The sequence below is a fragment of the uncultured Campylobacter sp. genome (genome assembly GCF_938031315.1).
GTDB lineage: Bacteria > Campylobacterota > Campylobacteria > Campylobacterales > Campylobacteraceae > Campylobacter_B.
Genome location: NZ_CALHHT010000509.1, coordinates 1 through 2873, shown reverse-complemented (window position 1 = coordinate 2873; position 2873 = coordinate 1). Strand labels below are relative to the sequence as shown.

Here is a 2873-nt window from a genome sequence, read left to right as displayed (position 1 = left end):
AAAGTGTCACCTGGAGCAAAGAGGAAAACGGCGGATTAAAGACGGTTAAGATGGTTTGCGACGTGGATACGGAGAAAGCGATAGCAAATATTGTAGAATCAAATAAAAAGCGCGAACAAGATATGTTGAGCCGTATTTTAGATAGCGCTATGATCTTTTATGGAGGAAAGACTTATGATAAGCAAGATCTGCTTAAGATAGCGAATGAGCATTGCAAAATAAACGATGCGAAATTTCAAGAAACGCTCAAGACTAAAGGGAAGATAGATTATGACGATCAACAAATGCTAGTTGATTGTGACGATAAGTTAAAAGATGAAATACTAAAGCCCGGCGATTCTAGAATTAACGAAACAAATTCTATGGGTGATATTATGATGTTTTTAAAAGAAGCTGTTTATTTGTCTCAGCTAACGCCTGAACAAGAAAAAGCTCAGCTAGGAAAAGCGGCAAAGCTATCATCCTCTACGATTGAGCTAAATTTCGTATTAAATGCCGACAAGAGCGTAAGCCTGTCCAATAAATTTAAATTTACTAAAGACGGTAAGGAAGATCCTAATAATAGAATAAGCTCAAAAAAGATTCTTTCGGGCTTCTACGAAAGATAATAAGCGCCTTATCTCGCGGCTAAATTTGATGAAATTTTAAAATTTAGCCGCCTTTTTTATATCAAAATTTCATTCAAAATTTTACGCGCGGTTTTAAATTTAAAACGCAAGACCCTCTCTCGTCGTCGAGGTTAATTTTAAAATTTAGGCTTTATTGCGGCGCACTTTGCCTCGCCGATCAAGCAAGCTTGCTGCTGCGTTAATCAAACAGCGAGGGTTGCAGCGATTTGATCTTGTAGCTTGCGCGGTGAAAAGGCGTGAGCCCGTATTGCTCGATCGCCGCGATGTGTGCGCGCGAGCCGTAGCCTTTGTTTTGCGCGAAGCCGTATTGCGGATAGCGCTGCGAAATCTCATGCATCGTGCGGTCGCGCGTGACTTTGGCAAGGATGCTCGCCGCGCTTACTTCGGCGATTTGCGCGTCGGCCTTTACGAGCGTCTGAAGCCCGCGTACGCCGAAGGTTGCGTTGCCGTCGTAGATGATCTGTCCGCTAAAATCGGTAAAATATGCGATAATCTGCTCAAGCGCCGATCTTAGACATGCGCTGAGTCCGATCTCATCGACCTGCGCGCTTGAAATTTCGACGATTTTGTAGCGCGAGTTTTTGATGATCAGGGCGTAAAGCTCCTCGCGGCGCTTTTCGCTTAGTTTTTTACTATCGGCAAGTCCTGCGATCTCGCGCTGCAGCACACAGCCCGCGACGCAAAGCGGTCCTGCAAGACAGCCGCGCCCAGCCTCGTCGATGCCGCAAATTTGCCCGCTCATTGCGCGTCCTTTCGCACGACTGGCGCGGCGCCGCTTAGCAGGTCGTGTAAATTTAATCTATCTTTGCGAAAAAAGCAGATCAAAAGCCCGATGACGCTAAAGCCTGCAAATACGAAGCACGCAAAGCGAGCTAGCGCCCTAAAAAAGCTTACTTTGCGTCCGCTGCGAACGTCGATGAGGTAAAGCCCCGCGAGCTTATAGCCCGGCGTCTGGGCGCTGCGGGCGTAAAATGCCGCGCAAATCGCGCCGTATGCGAGCCAGATAAGCGCGATCGCGGCTTGGTTACGCCACAGAGCTTCTTTTGAGCCCAAGATGAGATAGGTAACGCCGTAGAATAGGGGCATCGCGATGATGAAAAGATCGACGATGAAGGCCTTTACGCGCAGAAAGATCGGTGAAATTTTAGCTTTTTGTTTTGCCATTTTGCTCCGTTTTGGATTAAATTTTAAAATTCCGTCGCGCTAAAGCCGAAGGGTAAAATTTAATCTCGTTGTGGTTTGTTAGCGGCAATCGGCGCCTAGTTTCCGCGACTGCCGGGCTTGATCGCCTTGCTTCCGGCAGCACAGAGCGGGCAGGCATCGGGCTCGTAAATTTCAAACTCGAAATTGCCGAGCGCAAAAAACGGCTTATCTGCAGGTAGCTTGGCACCCGCTTTCGCGCTGCTACCTGCTAAATTTGCGACCTTGCAAAATCCGCGATTGGCAAGCGCGGCAAAGCCTACGACCTCACCGCCGAGGTTTTCGATGAGCCTCGCGCTCTCAAGCGCCGAGCCGCCCGTCGTGATGATATCGTCGCAGACGATAAATCTCTCGCCCTTATGCACCTCAAAGCCGCGGCGTAGGCTCATCACGCGATCTACGCGCTCGGTAAAGATGAAGCGCTTTTTCGCCGCGCGAGCTAGCTCGTAGCCCGCTAAAATTCCGCCCAGCGCGGGCGAGCAGACGCTGTCAAACTCTACGCCCGCTCTTTCGATGATCGCGGCAAGTTCGTCTGCGAGCTGTCCCGCGAGCTGTGGGTTTTCTAATACCTTGGCGCTTTGGAGGTAAAACTGCGAGTGGTTGCCGCTTGAAAGCAGAAAATGCCCCTGCAAATACGCGCCCGCGCCTCTGTAAATTTGCTCTAAATCCATCCTTTTCCTTTCTAAATTTGGCGGAATTTTATCTCAACCGCGCTTAAGAGACTATTTTTCTAAAACGATTGCGCCGTCAAAGCTTCTTACTTCATAGCCGCTCTCGCTGAAGTTTACGCTAAGGCGCTCAAAAATGATGAGACGACCCCCGCTCTCTACCTGCAAAATGCGCGGCGCTAGCTTTTGCACGAAGTCCTGCGTTTGCTCGGTATTCGGATCCGCTCCCGCTTCTTGCAGCGCGCGCCTAAGATGCGCGTTCATATCTATCTGCTCGTCAAATCCGTCCGCCGTAATGCGGCATTTATCGCTACAGTAAACCTTACCGTCCAAGGCGATCATACTTTTATATTTTGAAATATCAAATCGCGTTATG

5 protein-coding genes are annotated in these 2873 nt (G+C 49.0%); 1 reads left to right on the top strand and 4 read right to left on the bottom strand.

Annotated elements, in window-relative coordinates:
* A partial coding sequence (locus Q0236_RS12665) for a hypothetical protein (RefSeq protein WP_297918740.1) occupies positions 1-608 on the top strand: 608 nt, incomplete at its 5' end.
* 199 nt (positions 609-807) lie between these two features.
* Here the strand turns inward: Q0236_RS12665 and Q0236_RS12660 are convergent.
* The 4 genes from Q0236_RS12660 to Q0236_RS12645 form a co-directional block, all read right to left on the bottom strand.
* Entirely contained in the window at positions 808-1371 is a 564-nt protein-coding gene (locus Q0236_RS12660) for a ribonuclease HII (RefSeq protein WP_297918737.1), read from the bottom strand.
* Positions 1368-1793 (bottom strand): RDD family protein, encoded by a 426-nt coding sequence (locus tag Q0236_RS12655; protein WP_297918734.1) that lies wholly within the window; start codon positions 1791-1793, stop codon positions 1368-1370. Before Q0236_RS12655 ends, Q0236_RS12660 begins: the two co-directional genes overlap by 4 nt.
* A 95-nt stretch (positions 1794-1888) precedes the next feature.
* On the bottom strand, positions 1889-2500 hold the full coding sequence (gene pyrE / locus Q0236_RS12650) for an orotate phosphoribosyltransferase (RefSeq protein ID WP_297918731.1): 612 nt from the start codon (positions 2498-2500) through the stop codon (positions 1889-1891).
* 51 nt (positions 2501-2551) lie between these two features.
* The coding region (locus Q0236_RS12645; RefSeq protein WP_297918726.1) for a hypothetical protein at positions 2552-2873 on the bottom strand (322 nt) is incomplete at its 5' end.